Source organism: Janthinobacterium sp., from assembly GCF_009923995.1.
Taxonomy (GTDB): Bacteria; Pseudomonadota; Gammaproteobacteria; order Burkholderiales; family Burkholderiaceae_D; genus Janthinobacterium.
In genome coordinates, this window is record NZ_RFSK01000035.1 from 25,249 (window position 1) to 48,322 (window position 23,074).

Sequence of the window (23,074 nt, forward strand, 5' to 3'; positions counted from 1 at the left end):
CGACTGTCTCAAGTACAAGGGGATTTCCATGAAAAACATAAAGAGCATTGCCCTCAAGGCATCCATGCTGACCGCCGTGGCCGTCCTGGCCGGCACGGCGCAAGCGGCCACGTGGGTGGACGTGGGGCCGGCCAGCGGTTTCATCGTGGCCGGCAGCACCGTCACCTACACCCCGTCGCCCGCACTGGTGGTGAAATACTATGACGATAATCTCGTGCCGCAGAGTCCCGCGGCCATCCAGGGATATCTCAACAGCCTGTTCGGCACCAGCCTGGGCGCCGCCGTCTCGGCTTGCGACAATCCCACCTCGGGCTGCACGGCCGGCACCACGGCGGGCATGAGCGGGGGCGTCAATTCCTATACAAGCGCGGCCGCCTATGACTACCTGGCCATCCACTTCGGCCAGGGCGAGCTGGTATTCCACTGGGCCACGCCCCTGGCTGCCGGCAGCACCTTCACGGTGACAGGCCTGCCCAAGGACCTGAGCAACTACAGGGCCTTCACTTCCGCCGTGCCGGAACCTGAAAGCTATGCCATGCTGCTGGCCGGCCTGGGATTGCTGGGCTGGATGGCGCGGCGCCGCTCGTCCTGACAGACACGGCGCGGACGGCGCCAGCCATTTTTTACGCCGCGTAGACGCCACGCCGCCTTCTTTTTACGGCGCATTGATACCTCTCCCGCTATGCTCGATGACTTCATCGATCATGCGGGAGAGCATGCATGCACAAGCCACCATTCCAGACGCGCACGCGACTGCCCGTGCGCGAACGGCTGCGTCTGACGCAGCTGGCGCGCAAGAAAATGCGGCCGCTATGGTCCGCGCTGTTGTGCGCGCCGCCGCTGCTGTATTTGCTGAGTGAGGTATTGTTTGCGCGGCCGTGAAGCGGCACGCAGGGAAATGGCCAGTATGAAACTGGTCCGCCCAGAGGGAATCGAACCCCCATTCACGGTTTAGAAGACCGTTGTCCTATCCGTTGAACGATGGGCGGAAAGGTGCAGTATTTTAATCCATGCGCGTCAGCAATGAAATGGCTGCGCGGAATAGAAAACGGGCTGTCATCTCTGACAGCCCGCTTATGACTTTGGTCGGAGTACAAGGATTCGAACCTTGGACCCCCTGGTCCCAAACCAGGTGCGCTACCGGGCTGCGCCACACTCCGAAGACAAGATAATAACGCCCCCACCCAATTTCGTCAATTGCCATAGGCAAATTAGATGGAAATAACTATCGCCCTGCCCGCTCAGCCTGCTCGAAAACGTTCAGGGCAAGGCGGGCAAGGCCGCCCTGGCCCTGTTCAGGCAGCAACCTTGTCGGCGATGCGGCGCGCCATGCTTTCCGCCTTCTCCTTGTCCTTCGCTTCCACCATCACGCGGATCAGCGGCTCGGTGCCCGAAGCGCGGATCAGCACGCGGCCCGTGTCGCCCAGCTCGGCCTCGACTTTTTCCTTCTCGGCCACCATGGCGGCATTTTTCTGCCAGTCGAAACCGGGCGCCACGCGCAGGTTGATCAGGGTCTGCGGGAACAGTACCAGTTCCGCCAGGCATTGCTGCAGACTCTGGCCGCTGCGCTTGAGCGCGGACAACACCTGCAGCGCGGAGACGATGCCGTCACCCGTCGTGTGCTTGTCCAGGCACAGCAGGTGGCCGGAACCTTCGCCGCCCAGTATCCAGCCCTTTTCCTTCATCACTTCCAGCACGTAGCGGTCGCCCACCTTGGCGCGGGCGAAACCGATGCCCTGCTCCTTGAACAGCACTTCCAGCGCCATGTTCGTCATCAGGGTGCCCACGGCGCCGGCCACGGGGCCCGTCGCCAGGCGGTCCTTGACCATGACGTACAACAACTCGTCGCCGTTATACAGGCGGCCCGTCGCGTCGCACATGATCAGGCGGTCGGCGTCGCCGTCGAGCGCGATGCCGAGGTCGGCGCCGTGCTCGACGACGGCCGCGGCCATGGCAGCCGTCGCCGTGGCGCCGAAGCCCGCGTTGATGTTGAAGCCGTCCGGCTTGTTGCCGATGGAAATGACTTCCGCGCCCAGTTCATGGAACACGTGCGGGGCGATATGGTAGGCGGCGCCGTGGGCGCAATCGACGACGATCTTCAGGCCACGCAGGTCCAGCTCGTTCGGGAAGGTGCTCTTGCAAAATTCGATGTAACGGCCCTGGGCGTCGTCGAGGCGCTTGGCGCGGCCCAGCTTGTCCGACGGCACGCAGGCCATGGGCGCATCGAGCGCCGCCTCGATTTCCAGCTCCACGCTGTCGGGCAGCTTGGTGCCCTGGCCGGAAAAGAACTTGATGCCGTTGTCCTGGTAGGGATTGTGCGAAGCGGAAATGACCACGCCGGCCGACAGGCGCAGCGCCCGCGTCAGGTAGGCAATGGCCGGCGTCGGCATGGGGCCGGCCAGCATCACGTCCACGCCGGCGGACGACAGGCCCGCTTCCAGCGCCGCCTCCAGCATGTAGCCAGAAATGCGCGTGTCCTTGCCGATCAGCACAGTCGGGCGCGCCTTGCCGCCTTGCGACTGGGCCAGCACCGTGCCGGCTGCATAGCCGAGGCGCATGACGAAATCGGGAGTGATCGGGGCCGTACCCACCAAGCCGCGGATGCCATCGGTGCCAAAATATTTACGCGTCATAGTCTTTCTCTTTTTGTTGTTTATATTGAATCTTACAGGCTCAGTGCGCCATGCGCCAGACCTTCAGGGCATCGACGGTTTCCGCCACATCATGCACACGGATAATTTCTGCACCTTGCGCTACCGCAGCCAGGGCGCCGGCGATGCTGCCGGCCAGGCGCTGCCCGACGGGGCGGCCCGTGACGGCGCCGACCATGGACTTGCGCGACAGGCCGGCCAGCACGGGCAAGCCCAGTTCGCTGCGCAGCTGGCGCGTGGCGCGCAGCAAGGCGTAATTCTGCTCCACCGTCTTGCCGAAGCCGAAGCCGGGATCGACGCACAAACGCTCGCGGGCGATGCCGGCCGCCACCATGGTGTCAACCCGTTCGCGCAGGAAGGCGATGACTTCGCGTACCACGTCTTCGTACTGCGGCTGCTGCTGCATGGTTTCCGGCACGTTCTGCATGTGCATGATGCACAGGGCGCAATCGCTGCCCTGCACGGCCTCGATGGCGCCCGGCGCGCGGAAACCGTTGATATCGTTGATCATGTCGGCGCCGGCCAGGATGGCTTCGCGCATCACTTCGGGCTTGTAGGTATCGACGGACAGGGGCTTGCCGCAGTCGCGCAAGGCGTACAGCACGGGCATGACGCGCTGCAGCTCTTCGCGCAGCGGCAGCGGCGGCGCGCCGGGCCGGCTCGATTCGCCGCCGATGTCGAGGATGTCGGCACCGTCGGCAATCATCTGCTCGGCGCGCGACAGGGCAGATTCCAGGTGCTGGTACTGGCCCGCGTCGGAAAAGGAGTCAGGCGTGATGTTGAGGATGCCCATCACCAGCGCCTGCGCGCCCGACAGGTTGAAGCCGAAACGGCCGAATTGCAAATAGTGTCGCATTTGAAACTTTATAGTCATCAAGGAAACCTGGGGCGCCAACGAAAAAGGGCAAGGATCGCTCCTTACCCTTCTCTTTCACGCCACCAATCAGGCGGTGGTCGCTATCAGGCTGGCGCCGTCACGTTCGGCGAGATGCCGCCCGTGCCGCTGTCGCCCGCATTGCGGCGCGGCGGGATGACTTTCGGTGGGCGCGGCTCCAGGCCGGCCATGATGTCATTGATTTGCTCTGCATCAATGGTTTCCCATTCCAGCAAGGCCTTGGTCATCATTTCCACCTTGTCGCGGTTGCTTTCCAACAAGGTACGCGCCAGGGCGTATTGCTTGTCGAGGATGTTGCGGATTTCAGCGTCGACCTTTTGCTGGGTCGCTTCCGAGATCGTCTTCGTGGCGCCACCGAAGAAACCTTCGTTTTCGCTGTCTTCGTAGACCATCACGCCCATGCTGTCGGACATGCCGAAGCGGGTCACCATGGAGCGGGCCAGCTTGGTGGCGCGCGAAAAGTCGTTCGAGGCACCCGTGGACATCTGGCCGACGAAAATCTCTTCCGCGATACGGCCGCCGAACAGGATGGAAATTTCTTCCAGCATCTTGTCCTTGTAGGCGGACAGGTTGTCGTGTTCCGGCAGCTGCCACGTCAGGCCCAGGGCCCAGCCGCGCGGCATGATCGTTACCTTGTGCACGGGATCGGCCTTCGGCAGCAGCTTGGCGACGACGGCGTGACCGGACTCATGGTAAGCCGTATTGCGGCGCTCTTCCTCGCGGATGATCATCGATTTACGCTCGGGACCCATGTAGATCTTGTCTTTCGCGTCTTCGAAGTCGATCATTTCCACCAGGCGCTTGCTGCGGCGCGCGGCGAACAGGGCTGCTTCGTTGACGAGGTTGGCCAGGTCCGCGCCCGAGAAACCGGGGGTGCCGCGGGCCAGGATATCGGCTTTCACGTCGGTACCGATAGGCACCTTGCGCATGTGCACGTTCAAGATCTGTTCACGGCCGCGGATATCGGGCAAGCCGACGGACACCTGGCGGTCGAAACGGCCCGGACGCAGCAGCGCCTTGTCGAGCACGTCGGCGCGGTTGGTGGCGGCCACGACGATGACGCCGGAGTTCGCTTCAAAACCGTCCATCTCGACCAGCAACTGGTTCAGGGTCTGTTCGCGCTCGTCATTGCCGCCGCCCATGCCGGCACCACGGTGACGGCCGACAGCGTCGATCTCATCGATGAAGATGATGCACGGCGAATGCTTTTTCGCGTTTTCGAACATGTCGCGCACGCGGCTGGCGCCCACGCCGACGAACATTTCCACGAAGTCGGAACCGGAAATCGAGAAGAACGGCACCTTGGCTTCGCCGGCGATGGCGCGCGCCAGCAGGGTTTTACCCGTGCCCGGAGGACCGACCATCAGCACGCCGCGGGGAATGCGGCCGCCCAGTTTCTGGAATTTGCTCGGATCCTTGAGGAAATCGACCACTTCGTTGACTTCTTCCTTCGCTTCGTCGCAACCGGCGACGTCGGCGAAGGTGACGGTGTTGCTGGCTTCATCCATCATGCGTGCCTTCGACTTGCCGAACGAGAATGCCCCGCCCTTGCCGCCGCCTTGCATCTGACGCATGAAGAAGACCCACACGCCGATCAGCAGCAGCATGGGGAACCAGGAAACAAAAATAGTTTGCAGGAATGACGCTTCCTCGGGCGGACGCACGTCGAAATGGACGCCATTGTCACGCAGGTCGCCGATCAGGCCCTTGTCGAGGGTGGTGGCGGTGGTACGTACCTTGGTGTCGTCCATCAGCTTGGCGGTGATCGACGAACCTTCGATCACGACATCCTTGACGCGCTTGGCTTTGACTTCATCCAGCAAATCGGAATAAGCGATGGCCTTGCTGCCGCCTGTGGCGCCATGACTGTCGAATTGCTTGAACAGCATGAACAACAGCAGCAATACGACTACCCAGATGGCAGATTTGGAAAACATGTTATTCACGAAGACTCCTTGGATGCAGTGCGCATCTCTTTACCTATAGCTAGAAACACGATTTTACTCGCAATAAGCGGGCCGTGCCAAAGCCCGCCGATCCGTGCGCGCGAAAAAACCGCGTTCACGCAAAAAAGTGCAGTATAAACAATTTAGGCTTTTACGCCATTGCCGCCAGCGCACTTCTCGTTCCCATGTGCGGATTCGGCCTTAAATATCAAGGGCGGAATCGTCTTCTTCCACGGCATTTTTCAGCGGATTCTTGATTCCACGTCCCATCAGGAAGATTTCCGAGGATTTATCGCGGCTGGCCTTGGGCTTTTTCTGCACCACGACCTTGAATTCGGCGCGGAATTTCTCCACGATCTGGCTGAAACCCATGTCTTTAAAGCATTTCACCAGCAAGACGCCCGATGGTTTCAAATGCAATTGCGAAAATTCGATGGCCAGGTCGATCAGGTGCTCCATGCGCGCGGCATCCGCCGTGGCGATGCCCGACAGGTTGGGCGCCATGTCCGACAGGACCAGGTCGACCTTGCGTCCTTGCAACACCACTTCCAGCTGGCGCAGCACGCGCGACTCGCGGAAATCGCCCTGGATGAAGTGGAAATCGGCAATCGGCTCCATTTCCAGCATGTCCAGGCCAATCAAGGTACCATTGACCCCGCCGCCGTCCTTGCCGGCCAGCTTGCGCCGCGTGTACTGGGCCCAGCTGCCAGGAGTGCAGCCCAGGTCGACGATCACCTGGCCAGGTTTGATCAGTTTCTCGTCTTCATCGATTTCTTTCAGCTTGTATGCTGCCCGGGCGCGGTAGCCCTCTTTTTGCGCCAACTTCACATAAGGATCATTTATGTGGTCGTGCAACCAGTTTTTGTTTAATTTCTTCTTTGCCATTCGCGTAGAATACTGCTTTTAAGGGAATTACTAAATATTATTATGCTAAAACTTACACCCGTAGAGCGCAGCGCACTGCGCGCCGAAGCACACGCGCTGAAGCCTATCGTCATCATTGGCGAAGCGGGCTTGACACCTGCTGTCCTCAAAGAGATCGACCTTGGCCTGGATTCGCACGGCCTGATAAAAGTCCGCGTGTTCGGCGACGACCGCGAAGCCCGCGTCGGAATGTACGATACGATTTGCGGCAATCTCGGCGCCGCCCCGGTACAACATATTGGCAAACTGCTGGTAATCTACCGTCCGAAAAAAGAAGTGGTTAAGGAGAAGGTCAGCGCCGGCAAAGGCATGCGCGAAGTGACCATCGTCAAGGCCAGCGCCAGCGGCACCAAGCGCCCCAGCGTGACGAAAGTCATGATCAAGGGCAATGAGCGCGTCACCGAAGGCGGTTCCATCAAGCGTGCCAAGCCACGTCAGAAGAGCGCCAAGAAAAGCGCACTGGGCAGCAAGTAAGCCTGTTCACCCGGCCACCGCAAGGCGGCCGGGCTTGAAACAAGAAGCGGAGCACGGGATATCCCCTGCTCCGCTTTTTTTTGGGGTCAGACCCGGCGGGGGATTCCGTCCCAGTGGAACGGAATCCAATCTCGAAGAGACTGACCCCGGATGTTTCCGCTTCTGGGGTTAATAGAACTATTGCTGCTTCCAGATCAGCACGCCCGCCAGCAGGCTCTGCACGGCAAAGATCAGGGTCGACACGCCATGCAGCAGGCCGAAGCGGCTGCGCATGGCCTCGTCCATGATGCCCGACGGTGCCTGCGCCTTGAGTTCGGCCATCAGCGGCGTGATGCCGAAGTGGCTGAGCAGCGCGCACACGAGCATGGACAGCACCAGCGCGCCCAGCAGGCGGCGGCGCTTCGCTTCCAGCGCCCCGGGACTCCACTGCAGCAAGGCCAGCAGTATCAGCGCGCAGGCGATGGACAGCCACGCTTCGGCACGGAACATGCTGCCGGCAATGTTGCCTGCCAGCACGCGATCGCCCAGGGTGCCGAACAGGGTGGGCGCCACGATGAAGCCGATGGTCCACAGGCTGCCCGCCCACAGGGTGGCAACGAGGATGCGCACGCGCGTCAGCATCAGATGTACAGCACTTCCAGGATTTCGTATTCGCGCGGGCCGGACGGCGCCTGCACTTCCACCACGTCGCCGGCGTACTTGCCGATCAGCGCGCGGGCGATCGGCGAGGTCACGGACACCTTGTTCATTTTCAGGTCGGCTTCATCGAGGCCGACGATCTGGTAGGTGACTTTCTGGCCCGATTCCAGGTCTTCCAGGTTCACGGTCGAGGCAAACACGACGCGGCCTTCCGCGTCGAGCGCCGTCGGATCGATGATTTGCGCGGCACCCAGCTTGCCTTCGAGCTCGGCGATGCGGCCTTCGACGAAGGCCTGGCGCTCCTTGGCGGCATCGTATTCGGCGTTTTCCGACAGGTCGCCGTGCGAACGCGCTTCGGCGATCGCATCGATGACGATGCGGCGTTCCTTGGTCTTCAAATGATGCAGCTCTTCCTTCAAGAGTTCTGCGCCGTATTTGGTCAATGGGACTGAGGTCATGTTATCTCTACTATCTACTAGTTATCGGCGCCGTTGCCAGTGTTTTGTCACTGTTATCGGATGCACCAAGCGAAAACCACAGAGGCCGCGCGCTATTCTGCACGGAACTCTGTGGTTGAAGCTTGCAGTGTACCGCCTAACGGCAGTCACTGCAAATAGCTTAGTGCAAGGTCTTGTGCAGGCCTTGCAAATCGTACACGCGCAACTCGTCCAGGTGGCGGATGCCCTCGACGGCCGCTTCCGCGCCGGCGATGGTCGTGTAGGTCGTCACGCGCGAGGCCAGGGCCGACGTGCGGATGGCCCGCGAATCGACGATGGCGCTGCGCTTTTCTTCTACGGTGTTGATCACCAGCACGATTTCATGGTTCTTGATCATGTCGACCACGTGCGGACGGCCTTCGATCACCTTGTTCACTGGCGTGACGGCGATGCCGGCAGCAGCGATCACGGCGGCCGTGCCCTTGGTCGCGACCACGGTGAAACCGGACTCGACCAGGTCACGCGCCACTTGCACGGCGCGCGGCTTGTCCGACGCTTTCACGCTGATGAAGACCTTGCCCGATTTTGGCAGGTTCACGCCGGCACCCAGTTGCGATTTCACAAACGCTTCGCCGAAGGTCAGGCCCACGCCCATGACTTCGCCCGTCGATTTCATTTCAGGGCCCAGGATGGTGTCCACGCCCGGGAACTTGACGAACGGGAACACGGCTTCCTTGACGCTGAAGTATGGCGGCACGACTTCCTGCGTGATGCCCTGCGACGCCAGCGACTGGCCGACCATGCAGCGCGCGGCGATCTTCGCCAGTTGCAGGCCAGTGGCTTTCGACACGAAAGGCACGGTACGCGAAGCGCGCGGGTTGACTTCCAGCACGAAGACGACGTCTTTCATTTCGCCATCGATCTCCTGCTTTTGAATCGCGAACTGCACGTTCATCAGGCCGACCACGTTCAGGCCCTTGGCCATCAGCGCCGTCTGGCGTTTCAATTCTTCAATGGTTTCCGCTGCCAGCGAGTATGGCGGCAGGGAGCAGGCCGAGTCGCCCGAATGGACGCCAGCCTGTTCGATGTGTTCCATCACGCCGCCGATGAAGGTGGTTTCGCCGTCGGAGATGCAATCGACGTCGCACTCGATGGCATCGTTCAGGAAGCGGTCCAGCAACACGGGCGAATCGTGCGACACCTTGACGGCTTCGCGCATGTAGCGCTCCAGGTCGCGCTGCTCGTGGACGATTTCCATGGCGCGCCCGCCCAGCACGTACGATGGACGCACGACCAGCGGGTAGCCGATTTCCTGTGCCAGCGCCAGGGCGTCGGCTTCCGTGCGCGCCGTGCGGTTAGGCGGCTGGCGCAGTTCCAGGGCGTGCAGCATCTGCTGGAAACGCTCGCGGTCTTCGGCCGCGTCGATCATGTCGGGCGAGGTGCCGATGATGGGCACGCCGTTCGCTTCCAGGTCCAGCGCCAGCTTCAATGGCGTCTGGCCGCCGTACTGCACGATCACGCCCACCGGTTTTTCGATGGCAACGATTTCCAGCACGTCTTCCAGGGTCAGGGATTCGAAGTACAGACGGTCCGAAGTATCGTAGTCGGTCGAAACCGTTTCTGGGTTGCAATTGACCATGATGGTTTCGTAGCCGTCTTCGCGCATGGCGAGGGCCGCGTGCACGCAGCAATAGTCAAACTCGATGCCCTGGCCGATACGGTTCGGGCCACCGCCCAGCACCATGATCTTTTTCTTGTCGGTCGGATTCGACTCGCACTCTTCGTCGTACGTGGAATACATGTACGCCGTGTCGGTCGAGAATTCCGCCGCGCAGGTGTCGACGCGCTTGTAGACGGGACGGATGCCCAGCGCATGGCGCTGCTGGCGCACGGCCGTGTCGGTCGTCTGCAGCAAAAAGCCCAGGCGGCGGTCCGAGAAGCCCTTCTGTTTCAGCTTGTACAGGGTGTTCTTGTCCAGGTTTTCCAGCTTCTGCGTGTCCAGCCACAGTTCCAGGTCGACGATTTCCTTGATCTGGATCAGGAACCATGGGTCGATCTTGGTCAGCTGGTGCACTTCTTCCATGGTGAAGCCCTGGGCAAACGCGTCACCCACGTACCAGATGCGCTCGGGACCGGGCTCGCCCAGTTCCTCTTCGATCTTTTCGCGGTCCTTGGTCTTCTCGTTCATGCCGTCCACGCCCACTTCCAGGCCGCGCAAGGCTTTCTGGAACGATTCCTGGAAGGTACGGCCGATGGCCATCACTTCGCCGACGGATTTCATCTGCGTCGTCAGGTGGTGGTCGGCAGTCGGGAATTTCTCGAACGTGAAACGGGGGATCTTCGTGACGACGTAATCGATCGACGGTTCGAACGAGGCCGGCGTGGCGCCGCCCGTGATTTCATTGCGCAGCTCGTCCAGGGTGAAACCGACGGCCAGCTTGGCGGCGATCTTGGCGATCGGGAAACCCGTCGCTTTCGAGGCCAGGGCCGACGAACGCGATACGCGCGGGTTCATCTCGATGACGATCATGCGGCCATCGACGGGGTTGATCGAGAATTGCACGTTCGAGCCGCCCGTGTCGACGCCGATCTCGCGCAGCACGGCCAGCGAGGCATTGCGCATGATCTGGTATTCCTTGTCCGTCAGGGTTTGCGCTGGCGCAACCGTGATGGAGTCGCCCGTGTGCACGCCCATCGGGTCGAGGTTTTCGATCGAGCAGATGATGATGCAGTTGTCCGCCTTGTCGCGCACCACTTCCATCTCGTACTCTTTCCAGCCCAGCAAGGATTCCTCGATCAGCAGCTCTTTCGTCGGCGACGCTTCCAGGCCGCGCTTGCAGATGGTTTCGAATTCTTCCTCGTTGTAGGCGATGCCGCCGCCGGAGCCGCCCATGGTGAACGATGGACGGATGATGGTCGGGAAGCCCAGGGTGCGCTGCACGGCCCACGATTCTTCCATCGAGTGCGCCACGCCGGAACGGGCCGAACCGAGGCCGATCTTGGTCATCGCGTCCTTGAACTTGGAACGGTCTTCCGCCTTGTCGATGGCTTCCGGCGACGCGCCGATCAGCTCGACGTTGTATTTCGCCAGCACGCCATTGTTGAACAGGTCCAGGGCGCAATTCAGCGCCGTCTGGCCGCCCATCGTCGGCAGGATGGCGTCAGGACGCTCCTTGGCGATGATGCGCTCGACGACCGACCAGGTGATCGGTTCGATATAGGTCACGTCGGCCATTTCCGGATCCGTCATGATGGTCGCAGGATTGCTGTTGACCAGGATGACTTTGTAGCCCTCTTCGCGCAGGGCCTTGCACGCTTGCGCGCCGGAATAATCGAATTCGCAGGCCTGGCCGATGACGATCGGGCCGGCGCCAATAATCAGAATACTTTTGATATCTAAACGTTTAGGCATTTTTCTTTTTCTCCTCCGCAGCCATCAGATTGATGAAGCGGTCAAACAGGTAAGCAACATCCATCGGGCCCGGCGACGCTTCAGGGTGGCCCTGGAAGCAGAAGGCCGGCTTGTCCGTGCGGGCAAAGCCCTGCAGGGAGCCGTCGAACAGCGATTCATGGGTCACGCGGCAGTTCGCAGGCAAGGTCGCCGCGTCCACTGCGAAACCGTGGTTTTGCGAGGTGATCAGGACCTGTTTCGTTTCCAGATCCTGCACCGGGTGGTTGGCGCCGTGGTGGCCGAACTTCATCTTCAAGGTTTTCGCGCCGGACGCGATCGCCATGATCTGGTGGCCGAGGCAGATGCCGAAGGTCGGGATGCCCTTCTCGATCAGCTCCTTGGTCGCCGCGATGGCGTAGTCGCATGGCTCCGGGTCGCCGGGGCCGTTCGACAGAAAGATGCCGTCCGGGTTCAAAGCCAGGGCGTCGGCGGCCGTCGCCTGCGCGGGCAGCACGGTGACCTTGCAGCCGCGCGCCGTCAGCATGCGCAGGATATTGCGCTTGACGCCGTAGTCAAAGGCGACCACGTGGTATTTCGCGTCCGCGTCGGCCAGCTGGCCGTAGCCTTCGCCCAGGGTCCATTCCGTTTCGCGGTATTCGTAGGCGGCCTTGCTCGATACCACCTTGGCCAGGTCCATGCCGGCCAGGCCGGGGAAGGAGCGGGCCAGTTCCAGCGCTTGCGCGGCGGATGGCTCGTTGCCCTGCGTGCCGACGAGGATGGCGCCGCCCTGTGCACCTTTTTCACGCAGGATGCGCGTGAGCTTGCGTGTATCGATGCCGGCGATGGCGACGATATTTTCAGCTTTGAGGTAGTCGGACAGGGAAAGGGTGGAACGGAAATTGGATGCCAGCAATGGCAGATCGCGGATGATGAGGCCAGCAGCGTGAACCTTGGAAGATTCGACGTCTTCCGGATTGACGCCCGTATTGCCGATATGGGGATAGGTCAGGGTGACCATCTGGCGGCAATAGCTTGGGTCGGTAAGGATTTCCTGATACCCGGTCATGGAGGTGTTGAACACCACCTCGCCCGTGGTATGACCGGCGGCACCGATCGAAAAACCTTTAAAGATCGTTCCATCAGCAAGCGCTAATATGGCTGGAACGGCAGGGCCAGAAAAAAATGGCGGCAAGGGCAACTCCTGATAAAGTTACCGTAGCTGCGCCACGTCAGACCGACCGCCTAGATACCCGAGCTGCATGCACTCAGGGCGTTTCAACGGTCATTTTGAATGAGGGGATGGGTAGTCGCTACGGTATATGTGTGATTGGCTAAACCTTTGAATTATAACCAAAAGGAAGCTTTTCCACAAGGAAGAAAATTCAGAACGGGCGGCATTTTTTTGCGCAGCAGCATAAATCCCCCGCCCCATGAAAAAAGCCGCCCGGCTGGCGCGGGGCGGCTTGTTCCGCAATTGCGGCTACTACTTAGGCCGTCAAAGCGGCGATACCGGCTTTCGCGATTTGCGCATCTTCCGCCGACTTGACGCCCGAGACGCCGACGGCGCCCACGTAGTGGCCTTCGAACACGATGGGCACGCCGCCTTCCAGCAGGCCGTCGATTTCCGGCACGCTCAGGAACGAGACGCGGCCGCCGTTGATCATCTCTTCATAGATGCGCGATTCGCGGCGGCCCAGCGCGGCCGTCTTGGCTTTCGATGGCGCGATGTGCGACGAGATGGGCGCCACGCCGTCCATGCGCTGCAGCCAGACCAGGTGGCCGCCGTCATCGACGATGGCGATCGTGACCGCCCAGTTATTCTTGACCGCTTCCGCTTCGGCGGCGGCAGCGATTTTCTTCACATCATCCAGGGTCAAAACCGGTTTCGATTGCATAGGGCATCCTTGTTATGTTGAAGCAAAATTGTATACGAAATGCATGGCGGCGCCAGCCCTTACTGCTCGCGCTTGGCCTTCAGCTTTTGCTTGAGCTGCGCCATGACGGCAAAGGTCGCCTGCTCGCCCGCCAGGATGGCCTGGTTGCGGCTGTTGAAGTCGTTGCCCTTCATGGTGCCCAGGCTGGGCTGGATCACCACGTCCGCATCCTTCAATTCGAACTGGTTGATGCGCTGGCCCATGATGGCGAAGGTCTGCATGATCACTTCCATCGAGCTGATGGCCTTCTGCGTATCCGTCTGCGACGAGATATTCACGGCGATGATGAAGTCGGCGCCCATGTCGCGCGCAAAGCGCACGGGCACGGGGGCGACGAGGCCGCCATCGACATAGGTATGGCCGGCGATCGTCACGGGCTGGAACACGCCGGGCACGGCCGACGAGGCGCGCACGGCCATGCCGGTGTTGCCGCGCTGGAACAGGATCGGCTGGCCATTCTTCAGGTCGGTGGCGACGACGCCAAACGGGATTTTCAGCTTTTCCAGCGGCACGCCGCCGACGGCCTTGTTGACATAGCTTTGCAGGGCCTCGCCCTTGAGCACGCCGGAGGACTTGCCGAACAGGGGCAAGGCCCAGTCGGAAATGGCCGCCTCGTCCATGTCGAAGGCCATCTTTTGCAGGGCGAAGCCGGAATTGCCCGCCGCATACAAGGCTCCCACGACGCTGCCGGCGCTGGTGCCCGTGACGATGTCGGCATGGATGCCCTGCGATTCGAGCGCCTTGATCACGCCGATATGCGCGAAGCCGCGCGCCGCGCCGCCGCCCAGGGCCAGGCCGATCTTGATCTTGCGGGGTGCGACGACGACCGGCTCGGGCGGCGTCAGTACTTGTACGGGTTTCGGGGCGGTGGTATCGCAGCCGGCCAGCACGAAGGCGGCCAGGGCAAGCAGGGTCAGGCGTTTAGGGAACATAGTGGCAGGAAAGAACCGCACGCGGCAGTAAAAAGAAGAGCCGATTGTAGCGCAAGCACGGGCGCGGTCGCTGAAGCCCGTCTTAAATGTTTATAGTGACAATGTTCGTGCGCACCCGTCCGGCTGCTAGACTGGCGCCTGGCCCTTTACTGACCATGCACATGCCGCACCCCTTGCAATTTGCCGACAGCCGCGCCCTGAGCGCCCCGTTTGCACAACAGTTATCCACCATGCCGCCCGACGGCGCCCTCGCCTGGCTGACCGCCGTGCTGGCCGCGCAGGCGCCCGCGCTGCGCTCCTCGAACGCCAGCCTGCTGGCCTACACGGGCAATCCGGCCGCCATGGCGTGGATCGAGGCTAATATAGCGTCGCCCGTGGCAACACAATGGGGCGTGGCGGCGGCGCTGCTGGACACGCCCTGGCCCCGCATCGCCGGCTGGCTGCAGCGCGGCGGCCCGCACCGACTGATGGCGCTCGACACTCTGCTGGCGTATCGCAAGCCGGCCGTCAACATGGCGCCGCTGGAACAGATCGCCGCCCCCGTGCTGCCGCAAGCGCCCGCGCGCGCGGAACTCGACGCGGCGCTGGCCGCCTGCCTGGCAGCGTCTGCCACGCCGCGCATCCAGGCGGCGGTGACCGCCATTGCCAAACACGGCGACGAGATCCTGCGCGGCGGCCCGCGCGGCGTGGCCGTGGCCGACTTGCCGCGCCTGTACCTGGACCCGACACCGTTCCAGCACGCCACCGCCATCCTGGCGCAGCACGAAACGGTGGCCGCCGGCATGCGCGACAAGCTGCAGAACTTGCTCAAGGGAATAGTGTGAGCCGGCAAGCCCTCGTGACGATCGACTTGAGCGGGATCAATTCGGCGCGCCCCTTGCATGCCGCCCTGGCCGCCGCGCTGGGCTTCCCTTCCTTCTACGGCATGAACTGGGATGCATTCCACGATGCCATCACGGGCCTGGTGGACATGCCGCAACAGCTGGAGCTGCGCGGCTGGCCCGCCTTCGCGGCACGCCTGCCCCGCGACGCGGCCATCCTGCAACGCATCCTGGCGCGCATGGCGCAGGAAATGCCGGCCGTGGCGGCGCAAGTGCGGTACGTGTGACACAGGACAACGCCAGGAAACGCTTGACAGCCCGCCCCAACCTCCCTTACATTGGGTGCATGTCCTCCTTCAAACATCCATCCCCTTCCCTGCTGTCGCTATCGCGACTACTACTAGCACGCGCATAAGCTTGCCGCATTGCTTCGCCTGGCCATCCGCCGGCGTGTTTCAAGAACCCTGGAAGGTTTGATGATGTTTGCACCATCCCCCGCTACACCCGTAATTTCTGACGCGACCGCCCCCGCTGGCGCCGTTGCCGTGCTTTGCCTGCTAAAACTACCGATCGCTTGCCTGGCCTAGTGTTGCGTGGCCGCCCGGCAAGCTTGCGCCACAACCATTGATTTCCCCCTATCTTCAGGAGTACCCGATCATGATGTTGCAGAACCCAGCTTCCAAATACCGCGCCTTCCCTCCCGTCAAGTTGACCGACCGTCAATGGCCGAACCAGATCATCAGCAAGCCGCCTATCTGGATGAGCACCGACTTGCGCGACGGCAACCAGTCCCTGATCGAGCCGATGAGCGCGGAAAAGAAGCTGCGGTTCTTCGAGATGCTGATCGCCATCGGCCTGAAGGAAATCGAAGTGGGTTTCCCATCGGCATCGCAGACGGACTTCGATTTCGTGCGCAAACTCGTCGATGAAGGCCGCATCCCGGACGACGTCACCATCATCGTGCTGACCCAGTCGCGCGAAGAACTGATACGCCGCACGGTGGAATCCGTCGTCGGCGCCAAGCGCGCCATCGTGCACCTGTACAACTCCGTGGCGCCCGTGTTCCGCAAGGTCGTGTTCGGCATGTCGCGCGAGGAAATCACCAACATCGCCACCACCGGCACCACCCTGGTCAAGCAACTGGTGGCGCAGCATCCGGAAACGGAATGGGGCTTCGAATACACGCCGGAATCGTTCTCCACGACGGAACTCGATTTCTCCAAGCATATCTGCGACGCCGTCAGCGCCATCTGGAAGCCGACGCCCGCCAACAAGATGATCATCAACCTGCCATCGACCGTGGAATGCAGCACGCCCAATGTGTATGCGGACCAGATCGAATGGATGTCGCGCAAGCTGGCGCGCCGCGATTCCATCATCATCAGCGTGCACCCGCACAATGACCGCGGCACGGCCGTCGCGTCGGCCGAGCTGGCCGTGATGGCGGGCGCCGACCGCGTGGAAGGCTGTTTGTTCGGCAACGGCGAGCGCACCGGCAACGTCGACCTCGTGACCCTGGCGATGAACTTGTACACGCAGGGCGTGCACCCGGGCCTGGATTTCTCCGACATCGACACCGTGCGCAAATGCGTGGAAGAGTGCAACCAGCTGCCCGTCCACCCGCGCCACCCGTATGCGGGCGACCTGGTGTTCACGGCGTTTTCCGGCTCGCACCAGGATGCCATCAAGAAAGGTTTCGCCAAGCAGCAGCCGGACAGCATCTGGGAAGTGCCGTACCTGCCCATCGACCCGGCCGACCTGGGCCGCAGCTACGACGCCGTGATCCGCGTCAACAGCCAGTCCGGCAAGGGCGGCATGTCCTACCTGCTGGAACAGGAATACGGCCTGGTCCTGCCGCGCCGCCTGCAGATCGAATTCTCGCGCGCCGTGCAAGCCGTGGCAGACGCCACGGGCCGCGAAATCGCCGCGCAGGATATCCATGAAATTTTCCAGAAGGAATACCTGGAACAGACGGCACCGTACGCCTACGCCTCGCACCGCATGGTGGAAGACACGAGCAGCGATGAATCCGTGCAGATCGACATCAGCCTGTCGCACCGCCAGGCGCCGCTGGCCCTGCAGGGCGGCGGCAACGGCCCCATCGACGCCTTCGTCAATGCCCTGGGCCTGGACATCAAGCTGATGGACTACCATGAGCATTCCATCGGCTCGGGCGCCAATGCCAAGGCCGCCTGCTATGTCGAGTTGCGCCTGGACAACGGCCCTACCCTGTTCGGCGCCGCCATCGACAGCAACATCGTCACCGCCTCGTTCAAGGCCGTGCTGTCGGCCGTGAACCGCCGCATCAAGCAGACGGAAGCGGAAAAAACAACAGCAGCCGACGTGGCGGCCAGCGCCGCCTAAGCAATTTCGACGCGCTCCATAGGGATAAAAAGCGGTACGGCTTGATCGCCGTGCCGCTTTTTCATTTCTTTCTGGCAATTACCAGTGCCAATCAGGTATTGCCGGCCGTATAATTGATTCATAACAAGACCAGCGGAGACAGAATATCAGCTACCGAGGGAATCAGTATGAAATTGACGGACATGAAGATAGGCGCGCGCCTGGGTGCGGGTTTTGGCGTGGTATTGCTGCTGATGGCAGTGCTGGTGGGCACGGGCCTGTTCCGGCTGGACAAGATCGGCGCCCTCAGCGACTCCATCATCGAGCGCGACTGGGCCAAGGCCGACGCCATCGCCACCATCCGCAGCACCACCCGCTCGAACGCGGCCCTCGTGCTGGAACTGTTCATCCATGAAGATCCCGCCCGTGCCAGCGCCATCCACGCGGAAATCGACGCCAACAAGGCCACCATCACGGACGCGCTGGCCATCCTCGACCGCCTGATCGTGCTGCCGGAAGGCAAGGAACTGCTGGCGACCCTGAAACAGCAGCGCAAGGCCTATGTCGTGTCATTCAGCCAGGCGGACAAGCTGCTGGGCGCGGGACAGCGGGCGCAAGCGGCCCTGCACGTGCGCGACGACACCCTGCCCGCCCTGACGCGCCTGCAGGCGACCGTGAACCGCCTGAACGACATCCAGCGCGGCGTCGTCGTCCAGGGCGGCCGACAAATCCGCCAGAATATCTCCACGGCAAACGTGCTGATGACCAGCCTGGGCGCGGCCGCCTTGCTGCTGGGCGTGCTCTTCGCCTGGCGGGTCACGCGCTCGATCACCACGCCCGTCGCCTACGCCTTGCGCGTGGCGCAGGCCGTGGCCGCAGGCGACTTGAGCAGCAAGATCGCAGCCGAAGGCAAGGATGAAACGGCGCAGCTGCTGCACGCGCTGCGCGACATGAACGACAACCTGGCCACCCTGGTGGGGCAGGTGCGCAGCGGCACGGGCACCATCGCCGTGGCGTCGAGCGAGATCGCCAGCGGCAATGCCGACCTGTCGGCCCGCACGGAGGCCCAGGCCAGCGCGCTGGAAGAGACGGCGTCGTCGATGATCGAACTGACGGGCACAGTGCGCAGCAACAGCGACAACGCGCGCCAGGCCGACACCCTGGCCCGTTCGGCATCCGCCATCGCCCAGCGCGGCGGCACGGCCATGGCCCAGGTGGTCGATACCATGGACGCCATCAATGCGTCCTCGCGCAAGATCGTCGACATCATCGCCGTCATCGACGGCATCGCCTTCCAGACCAACATCCTGGCCCTGAATGCGGCCGTGGAAGCGGCCAGGGCCGGCGAACAGGGACGCGGCTTTGCCGTCGTTGCCACCGAAGTGCGCAACCTGGCGCACCGCTCCAGCCAGGCGGCGAAGGAGATCAAGGAACTCATTGCTGACTCCGTCAGCCGGGTCGGCCAGGGCGCGCAGCTGGTCAGCCAGGCGGGCGCCACGATGGATGAAGTGGTGGCCAGCGTGGGCCGGGTCAGCGCCATCGTCGGGGAAATCAGCGTCGCCAACCACGAACAAAGCGAAGGCATCGAGCAGATCAATGCCGCCATCATGCAGATGGACCAGACGACGCAGCAGAACGCGGCCCTCGTCGAGCAGGCGGCGGCCGCCGCGGCGGCCATGCATGCACAGGCGGGCGAGCTGGAAACCCTCGTCAGCCAGTTCACGCTGGAGTCCGGCACCGGCGGCAAGGCAGCGCCCCGCCCTGCCGCGCCCGCCGTCCCGCGCCTGGGCTAGGTCCTTATTCCACCTGGCGCGCCAGGCGGATGCCGGTAAATTGCCAGCGCGCCCCGGCCGGGAAGAAATTGCGGTAGCTGGCGCGCGCGTGGCCGGGCGGCGTGGCGCACGAGGAGCCGCGCAGCACGTACTGGTTCAGCATGAACTTGCCGTTGTATTCACCGAGCGCGCCGGGCGCCGGACGGTAGCCCGGATACGGCGCATAGCTGCTGCTGGTCCACTGCCAGCAATGGCCGAACATTTGCCGCAATCCCCCGCCCGGCGTGGCGGCGGCCGGATGCAGCTGGCCTGTTTCCACGGCGACACCCTGCGCCGCCACTTCCCACTCCGCTTCCGTCGGCAGGCGGGCGCCGGCCCAGTGCGCATAGGCATCCGCCTCGAACAGCGACAAATGGCTGGCCGGTGCCTGCAGGTCCAGCGGGCGCAAGCCGGACAGGGTGAATTCCTGCCAGCGGCCGCCATCGTCGCGCTGCCAGTACAGCGGACACTGCAACTGCTGGCTGCGCACCCAGTCCCAGCCTTCGGCCAGCCACAGATGGGCCGTGCGGTAGCCGCCCGCCTCGATGAAGGCGAGATAGTCGCCATTCGTCACGAGCGCGCTGGCCAGCTGGAACGGCGCCACGTACTGCGGGTGGCGCGGCAATTCATTGTCGAAGCAAAAGCCGTCGCCCGCATGGCCGATCTGCGTCAGGCCGCCGTCGAAGGCGATCCAGGCAGGCGATGGCGCAGGCGCCGCCGCGCTGTCCGGCGCCCCATCCACGTAAGCGGGAAACAAGGGACTCTGCGCGAGCAAATGCTTGACATCCGTCAACAGCAACTCCTGGTGCTGCTGTTCGTGCTCGAGTCCCAGCGCCAGCAGCATGGTCAGGCGTTCGCGCTCGGGGCGCGCCAGTTCGCCAGCGAGCAGGCGGGCGACGCGCGCATCGACATCCATCCGGTAGGCGCGCACGACGTCCATGCCGGGCCGCGTCAGCACGCCCCGCTGGGCGCGCGGGTGCTTCTCGCCCACGCCGTTGTAATACGAGTTGAACAGCACGCGGAAGGCCGGGTGGAATGGCGCGAAGCCCGCCTCCATGCTTTCCAGGATAAAGGTTTCAAAGAACCACGTGGTATGCGCCAGGTGCCATTTCACGGGACTGGCGTCCGGCATCGATTGCGCGCCGCAATCCTCGTCGGACAGGGGTTCGGCCAGCCGCAGCGAATGCCGGCGCACGGTATGGTAATGATCGATCAGCATCGTCGCCTTTAATCTCGGATGGCTCTGGCATAAATGACGGCAAACCACTGCTGCGGGTCCGTCCAGACTTGCACCGTGGAAAACCCGGCCTGCTCCAGCAAGCCGACGAAGCCGGCCCGCGTATATTTGTAGCTGTCTTCCGTATGGATGCGCTCGCCTTTCGCGAAACGCCGCTCGCCGCCCTTCCAGCGGACGACTTGTTCGCGGCGCGCTTCCAGGTGCATCTCCACGCGGCTCTCGTCGGCGTTGAAAAAGCCGTGGTGCTGCCAGGCGCGCACGTCGAAATCGGCACCGATCAACCCGTTCACGTGGCGCAGCATGTTCAGGTTGAAGGCGGCCGTGACGCCCAGCGCATCGTCGTAGGCGGCGTCGAGGATGGCGTCCTCCTTGACCAGGTCGACGCCGATCAGCAAGCCCCCGTCGCCGTCGGAATTGGCGCGCAGGCGGCGCAGGAAGGCGATCGCTTGCTCCGGCGCAAAATTGCCGATCGACGAGCCGGGATAGAAAAACAGCCGCCGCGCGTCGCGCACGCTGGCGGGCAAGTCCAGGCGGCTGGAAAAATCCAGGCCCAGGCCCGTCATCTCGATGTGCGGAAAGCGCTGCTGCAGCCGGCCCAGCGATTCGCTGAGAAAGTCATAGGAAATATCCACGGCCACGTACTGCGCCGGATGCAGCAGGGGAAACAGGCTGGCGGCCTTGGCGCAATTGCCCGCGCCCAGGTCGATCAGGGTGCTGCCCGGTCCCACCGCATGCGCGATCTCGGCGCCATGGCGGGCGAAGATGGCCGCTTCCGTGCGCGTCGGATAGTACTCGGGCAAGGCGCAGATGGCTTCGAACAGTTTCGAGCCCAGCGCGTCGTACAGGTATTTGGGCGACGTCCAGGCCTGGCGCGCCAGCAGGCCGCTGCTGATCTCGGCTATCGTGGCAGGAGTGGCGCTGGCCGCTTCGGCGTTGCCGGCGGGATAGAAATCGGACAGATGCTGCGCGGGTGGCGTGGTCATGGGCTGGCGTCGTCTCTCTCGGTTCAAGGATGGCTTGCTTGGCTGGCATCTGGCGGACAGGCCCTGCCGCACAGCCTGGCGGGCACCTGAAGCGATGACTTTTTCCCATCATAGCGGAATCCGCGCAAGCCAGCCGTGCGGCAGGTAACTTAAGGTCAAACGGGCGGCGCGCACGCGAAATTGGTATTGCCAAGCAAAAAGGACAAGCCTGTCGTATACTACACATTGCCGGCCAAACAATCCGCGCGCCATTGCAGTCCCCAGGCCCCCCTCTCCCCCGCGTGCCTCCCTTTACGATCGCCGTTAACACCATGCTCGAATTGCGCCATCTGTCCAAGTCCTATGCCCATGCACGGCCCGTGCTGGCCAACCTCTCCTGCCGCTTCGAAGCGGGAGAATTCATCGCCATCATGGGCGATTCCGGCGTGGGCAAGTCGACCTTGCTGAACCTGATCGCCGGCCTCGATACGCCCGATGCGGGTGCCGAAGCGCACCCTATCCTGGTGGACGGCATAGCCATGTCCAGCCTCGATGACGCGGCCGCCACCCAGCTGCGTCGCGCCCGCATGGGCTTTATCTTCCAGGCCTTCCACGTCTTGCCGCACCTGACCCTGCTGCAAAACGTGGCCCTGCCGCTGCTGCTCAACGGCCTGCCCCAGGAGCGTGCCGCCAGCATGCTCGAGGCGGTCGGCCTGGGCGGACGCGGCGGCGACTTTCCGCAGCAGTTGTCGGGCGGCGAAATGCAGCGCGTGGCCATCGCCCGCGCGCTCGTGCACAAGCCGGCCCTGGTGCTGGCCGACGAGCCCACCGGCAACCTCGATCCGGACACGGCGCACAGCATCCTGCAATTGCTGCGCGCCGAGATCAAGGCCAACGGCAGTTGCGCCATCATGGTCACGCATTCGCTGGCCGCCGCTGAAATGGCGGACAGGACCATGATCCTGACGAAAACAGGATTACAAAATACAACAACCGTCAACCGAATTGATCAAACAATCAGTTAATTTTACTGACCATGTATCACAAGTTTTGTTATCGTAGTATTATTGAAAACACTTGCCTGGTTATCAATGTTGTAACGCGAATGTTGTCACGTCATCCGGACAGCCGTACTGCGATGACGAACTATAGCCGGGACCGCTTTACGGGTCCCGTCCCTTGCATAACCTGAAGGAGGAGTAAATGAACGTTCGGCAAAAGAAGCTGGAAATGATTGAAGCGATGAACCGGGCGCGCGCGCTCGAACCATCGAGTTTTGTGCCCAACAAGCTGCTCGATACCCTCATCGAGAAGATGAATCTGAAAAATGATGCGGAACTGTGCCGTGTACTGGAAGTCCAGCCCCCCATCATCAGCAAGATACGGCACGGCAAACTGTCGGTCGGTGCGACGATTTTATTGCGCATGCATGAAAAGTCGGAAATCACCATCCGCGAACTGAAGGAATTGTCCGCCACGCCAGTCCATTGAACCATCACGCTGTTGTCTTGCCTTGCCAGGCACTCAGGTTCCCGGCGCCATGAACTTTTGCCATGAAATTCGCGTAGTTCGCTCACCGCAGAGCACCCGAGCACGATAGCGAAGAAGCCCAGCCCAAACCTTGCTGACCGTTTCTGCCGCCCTTGCCGCCACGCCATCCCCGCCACGCGCTTGCCC

Annotated in this window: 21 protein-coding genes and 2 tRNA genes; 9 read left to right on the top strand and 14 right to left on the bottom strand. The window is 62.4% G+C overall.

Annotated elements, in window-relative coordinates; translation table 11 throughout:
• The first annotated feature begins 28 nt into the window (after positions 1 to 28).
• A complete protein-coding gene (locus tag EBS11_RS17440; protein WP_290604773.1) occupies positions 29 to 592 on the top strand; it encodes a PEP-CTERM sorting domain-containing protein in 564 nt (187 codons plus the stop codon).
• 128 nt (positions 593 to 720) lie between these two features.
• Positions 721 to 882: a hypothetical protein gene (locus tag EBS11_RS17445; RefSeq protein ID WP_290604774.1), complete on the top strand. Its 162-nt coding sequence runs from the start codon at positions 721 to 723 to the stop codon at positions 880 to 882.
• A 32-nt stretch (positions 883 to 914) separates the two neighbouring features.
• On the opposite strand, the gene EBS11_RS17450 is transcribed toward EBS11_RS17445, so the two are convergent.
• The 6 genes from EBS11_RS17450 to EBS11_RS17475 form a co-directional block, all read right to left on the bottom strand.
• Positions 915 to 989: transfer RNA gene (locus EBS11_RS17450), tRNA-Arg, on the bottom strand.
• 94 nt (positions 990 to 1,083) lie between these two features.
• Positions 1,084 to 1,160 (bottom strand) — tRNA-Pro (locus tag EBS11_RS17455).
• A 135-nt stretch (positions 1,161 to 1,295) separates the two neighbouring features.
• Entirely contained in the window at positions 1,296 to 2,633 is a 1,338-nt protein-coding gene (gene glmM / locus EBS11_RS17460; protein ID WP_290604775.1) for a phosphoglucosamine mutase, read from the bottom strand.
• A gap of 40 nt (positions 2,634 to 2,673) precedes the next feature.
• A complete protein-coding gene (gene folP / locus EBS11_RS17465; protein WP_290604776.1) occupies positions 2,674 to 3,507 on the bottom strand; it encodes a dihydropteroate synthase in 834 nt (277 codons plus the stop codon).
• A 104-nt stretch (positions 3,508 to 3,611) separates the two neighbouring features.
• A complete protein-coding gene (gene ftsH / locus EBS11_RS17470) occupies positions 3,612 to 5,492 on the bottom strand; it encodes an ATP-dependent zinc metalloprotease FtsH (protein WP_290604777.1) in 1,881 nt (626 codons plus the stop codon).
• 201 nt (positions 5,493 to 5,693) lie between these two features.
• Positions 5,694 to 6,377 (bottom strand): RlmE family RNA methyltransferase, encoded by a 684-nt coding sequence (locus tag EBS11_RS17475; RefSeq protein ID WP_290604778.1) that lies wholly within the window; start codon positions 6,375 to 6,377, stop codon positions 5,694 to 5,696.
• A gap of 42 nt (positions 6,378 to 6,419) precedes the next feature.
• On the opposite strand from EBS11_RS17475, the gene EBS11_RS17480 reads away from it, so the two are divergent.
• Entirely contained in the window at positions 6,420 to 6,890 is a 471-nt protein-coding gene (locus tag EBS11_RS17480; RefSeq protein WP_010397237.1) for a YhbY family RNA-binding protein, read from the top strand.
• A 177-nt stretch (positions 6,891 to 7,067) separates the two neighbouring features.
• Here the strand turns inward: EBS11_RS17480 and EBS11_RS17485 are convergent, their stop codons facing one another.
• The 6 genes from EBS11_RS17485 to EBS11_RS17510 all read right to left on the bottom strand — a co-directional run bounded on the left by EBS11_RS17485 (position 7,068) and on the right by EBS11_RS17510 (position 14,223).
• On the bottom strand, positions 7,068 to 7,511 hold the full coding sequence (locus tag EBS11_RS17485) for a DUF4149 domain-containing protein (RefSeq protein WP_290604779.1): 444 nt from the start codon (positions 7,509 to 7,511) through the stop codon (positions 7,068 to 7,070).
• The gene (gene greA, locus EBS11_RS17490; RefSeq protein WP_034757428.1) at positions 7,511 to 7,987 is read right to left on the bottom strand and encodes a transcription elongation factor GreA; all 477 of its coding nucleotides are present in this window, start codon (positions 7,985 to 7,987) and stop codon (positions 7,511 to 7,513) included. The genes EBS11_RS17485 and greA overlap by 1 nt, the downstream gene beginning before the upstream one ends.
• Positions 7,988 to 8,147: 160 nt before the next feature.
• Positions 8,148 to 11,378 carry a carbamoyl-phosphate synthase large subunit gene (gene carB, locus EBS11_RS17495; protein ID WP_290604780.1) on the bottom strand — a complete coding sequence of 1,077 codons (3,231 nt, stop codon included), beginning with the start codon at positions 11,376 to 11,378 and terminating at the stop codon, positions 8,148 to 8,150.
• Positions 11,371 to 12,549, bottom strand: coding sequence for a glutamine-hydrolyzing carbamoyl-phosphate synthase small subunit (carA, locus tag EBS11_RS17500; RefSeq protein ID WP_071077946.1), 1,179 nt, complete (start codon positions 12,547 to 12,549; stop codon positions 11,371 to 11,373). The genes carB and carA overlap by 8 nt, the downstream gene beginning before the upstream one ends.
• A 295-nt stretch (positions 12,550 to 12,844) precedes the next feature.
• Positions 12,845 to 13,252 carry a heme-binding protein gene (locus EBS11_RS17505; protein ID WP_290604781.1) on the bottom strand — a complete coding sequence of 136 codons (408 nt, stop codon included), beginning with the start codon at positions 13,250 to 13,252 and terminating at the stop codon, positions 12,845 to 12,847.
• Positions 13,253 to 13,311: 59 nt separating this feature from the next.
• Positions 13,312 to 14,223, bottom strand: coding sequence for a patatin-like phospholipase family protein (locus EBS11_RS17510; RefSeq protein WP_290604782.1), 912 nt, complete (start codon positions 14,221 to 14,223; stop codon positions 13,312 to 13,314).
• A gap of 161 nt (positions 14,224 to 14,384) precedes the next feature.
• Here EBS11_RS17510 and EBS11_RS17515 point away from each other — a divergent pair, with 161 nt between their 5' ends.
• The 4 genes from EBS11_RS17515 (at position 14,385) to EBS11_RS17530 (ending at position 19,180) form a co-directional block, all read left to right on the top strand.
• On the top strand, positions 14,385 to 15,047 hold the full coding sequence (locus EBS11_RS17515; RefSeq protein ID WP_290604783.1) for a hypothetical protein: 663 nt from the start codon (positions 14,385 to 14,387) through the stop codon (positions 15,045 to 15,047).
• Positions 15,044 to 15,331, top strand: coding sequence for a barstar family protein (locus EBS11_RS17520; RefSeq protein WP_290604784.1), 288 nt, complete (start codon positions 15,044 to 15,046; stop codon positions 15,329 to 15,331). The genes EBS11_RS17515 and EBS11_RS17520 overlap by 4 nt, the downstream gene beginning before the upstream one ends.
• A 370-nt stretch (positions 15,332 to 15,701) precedes the next feature.
• On the top strand, positions 15,702 to 17,408 hold the full coding sequence (gene leuA, locus EBS11_RS17525; protein WP_290604785.1) for a 2-isopropylmalate synthase: 1,707 nt from the start codon (positions 15,702 to 15,704) through the stop codon (positions 17,406 to 17,408).
• 167 nt (positions 17,409 to 17,575) lie between these two features.
• Complete coding sequence (locus EBS11_RS17530; protein WP_290604786.1) at positions 17,576 to 19,180, top strand: methyl-accepting chemotaxis protein; 1,605 nt, start codon at positions 17,576 to 17,578, stop codon at positions 19,178 to 19,180.
• 4 nt (positions 19,181 to 19,184) lie between these two features.
• Here EBS11_RS17530 and egtB read toward each other — a convergent pair whose 3' ends face one another.
• Together egtB and egtD are read right to left on the bottom strand one after the other, a co-directional pair.
• Positions 19,185 to 20,417: an ergothioneine biosynthesis protein EgtB gene (gene egtB / locus EBS11_RS17535; RefSeq protein ID WP_290604787.1), complete on the bottom strand. Its 1,233-nt coding sequence runs from the start codon at positions 20,415 to 20,417 to the stop codon at positions 19,185 to 19,187.
• An 8-nt stretch (positions 20,418 to 20,425) separates the two neighbouring features.
• Entirely contained in the window at positions 20,426 to 21,418 is a 993-nt protein-coding gene (gene egtD / locus EBS11_RS17540) for an L-histidine N(alpha)-methyltransferase (protein ID WP_290604788.1), read from the bottom strand.
• A 311-nt stretch (positions 21,419 to 21,729) separates the two neighbouring features.
• Here egtD and EBS11_RS17545 point away from each other — a divergent pair, with 311 nt between their 5' ends.
• Entirely contained in the window at positions 21,730 to 22,422 is a 693-nt protein-coding gene (locus EBS11_RS17545) for an ABC transporter ATP-binding protein (RefSeq protein WP_290604789.1), read from the top strand.
• A gap of 178 nt (positions 22,423 to 22,600) precedes the next feature.
• A complete protein-coding gene (locus EBS11_RS17550; protein WP_219116767.1) occupies positions 22,601 to 22,888 on the top strand; it encodes a hypothetical protein in 288 nt (95 codons plus the stop codon).
• The last annotated feature ends 186 nt before the right edge of the window (positions 22,889 to 23,074 follow it).